General features: G+C 74.7%; 2 protein-coding genes. Both read left to right on the plus strand.

The annotated features are described in order from the left end of the window. Positions 1–190: 190 nt before the first annotated feature. The gene (locus tag EAO72_RS41175; RefSeq protein WP_148022504.1) at positions 191–925 is read left to right on the plus strand and encodes an ABC transporter ATP-binding protein; all 735 of its coding nucleotides are present in this window, start codon (positions 191–193) and stop codon (positions 923–925) included. Continuing rightward, positions 919–2,018 (plus strand): ABC transporter permease (locus EAO72_RS41180; protein WP_148022505.1); only part of this gene is annotated, 1,100 nt, incomplete at its 3' end. The genes EAO72_RS41175 and EAO72_RS41180, both read left to right, overlap by 7 nt.

Raw genomic sequence — 2,018 nt, forward strand, 5'->3', positions numbered from 1 at the left:
GGAAAGCGGAGGGTCGGGGGAGGGCATGGGGGAAAGCGGAGGGTCGGGGGAGGGCATGGGGGAACGTTAGGCCGGGCCGGGACCGGCGGACCACCCAGTGAGGTCGACTCCCGGGGTGGAGCTGCCTCCACCCCCAGGACTGCCGCTCGCTGCGATGTGCCGCCGGAGCGGCGCCGGTTGAGTGGTGGCCATGAATCACGCAGCTGTCCGACTCCGTTCGGTCACCCGGTCCTACGGCAGAAACACCGGCGCGGTCACCGCGCTGGACGGGGTCAGCCTCGATGTCCCCCGGGGCACGTTCACCGCCGTCATGGGCCCGTCGGGCTCCGGCAAGTCCACCCTGCTCCAGTGCACCGCCGGACTCGACCGGCCCACCGGCGGGCAGGTGTTCCTCGGCGACACCGAACTGACCGGGCTCAGCGAGCGGAAGCTGACGTTGCTCCGCCGCACCCGCATCGGTTTCGTCTTCCAGGCGTTCAACCTGCTTCCCTCGCTCAGTGCCGAGCAGAACGTCGCTCTCCCGCTGCGGCTGGCGGGCCGCCGGCCGAAGCGGGCCGAGGTCCTGGACGTCCTGGAGCGGGTCGGGCTGCGCGACCGGGCCGGGCACCGTCCCGGTGAGCTCTCCGGCGGCCAGCAGCAGCGGGTGGCCCTGGCCCGCGCCCTGGTCACCCGGCCCGATGTGCTGTTCGGCGACGAACCCACCGGAGCGCTGGACTCCGAGACCGGCCGGCAGGTGCTGACGCTGCTGCGGAGCATGGTGGACGGCGGCCAGACCGTGATCATGGTGACGCACGACCCGGTCGCCGCCTCCTTCGCGGACCGGGTGCTGTTCCTGGCCGACGGCCGGGTGCGGGACGAGCTGTCCGCCCCGTCCGCCGAGCAGGTCGCGGCGCGTATGACGAGGATGGCGGGCGTCCCGTGCTGAGCATCGCGCTGCGCGGCATGCGGGCCCGCTGGGTCACCTTCGTCGGCTCCTTCCTCGCGCTCGCCCTCGGTGTCGGGATCGTCGCCACCACCGGGCTGGCCCTCGCGGCCACCTTCGACGCGCCCCGGCACGGGCCCGAGCGGTTCGCCGCGGCGCCCGTCGTGGTCCGGGGCGAGGACCGGCTGCGGGTGCCGACCCCGATCGGGGTCCGTACGCAGGAGTTGACCTCGCCCCGGCCGGTCCCGGCGGAGCTCGTCACCGCCCTCGCGGAGCTCGGCCGTACGGTCGAGGACCGCACGTTCTCCGTCACGGTCGGCGGCGCCCGCCTCGACGGGGGCGGTGGGGGAACGGTCGGCCACCCGTGGTCCGTCGCGGCCGCCACCCCCTACCGGCTGGCCACCGGACGGGCCCCGGCCGCCGACGGAGAGGTCGTCGTCACCACGGGCAACGGCTCCGATGTGCGGACGGGGGAGCGGATCACGGTCACCACCGGCTCGGGCACCGCAGCCCGGACGGTCGTCGGCACGGTGMGCACCGCCGGGTTCGAGACCGCCGTGTTCTTCACCGGGGCCGAGGCGGCCAGGATCTCCCCGGCCGTCGACGCCGTGGTGGTGCACGCGGATCCGGCGGCGGTGCGCGCGGTCGTGGCCCACGAGGACCGGATGGCGGTGCTCACCGGCGACGACCGCCGCAGGGCGGATCCCGACCCGGACCGGGACGCCGAGGCGCTGGTCTCCGTGAACGCGCTGCTGGGCACGGCCGCCGGCATCACCGTGTTCGTCTCGGTCTTCGTGGTCGCCTCGACGTTCTCCTTCGCGGTCGCCCAGCGCCGCCGCGAGTTCGGCCTGCTGCGTATGGCCGGCGCGACCCCCGGCCAGGTGCGGCGGACGGTGTACGCGGAAGCGGTGGTCATCGGCGTCCTGGCGTCGGCTGCGGGCTGCGGGCTGGGCGTCCTCGGTGCGCCCCGGCTCGCCTCCTGGATGGCCGCCAGCCGCACCCGCTTCGGCCGGCGGCCCGCCAGCCGCAGCGGGAGAGCGACGTTCTGCTCGGCACTGAGCGAGGGAAGCAGGTTGAACGCCTGGAAGACGAAACC

It is taken from the genome of Streptomyces sp. OR43 (assembly GCF_008042275.1).
Lineage (GTDB): Bacteria > Actinomycetota > Actinomycetes > Streptomycetales > Streptomycetaceae > Streptomyces.

Bases quoted from the DNA above. Each gene is read 5' to 3' on its own strand.
- EAO72_RS41175 (WP_148022504.1), top strand. From the start codon at position 191: ATGAATCACGCAGCTGTCCGACTCCGTTCGGTCACCCGGTCCTACGGC.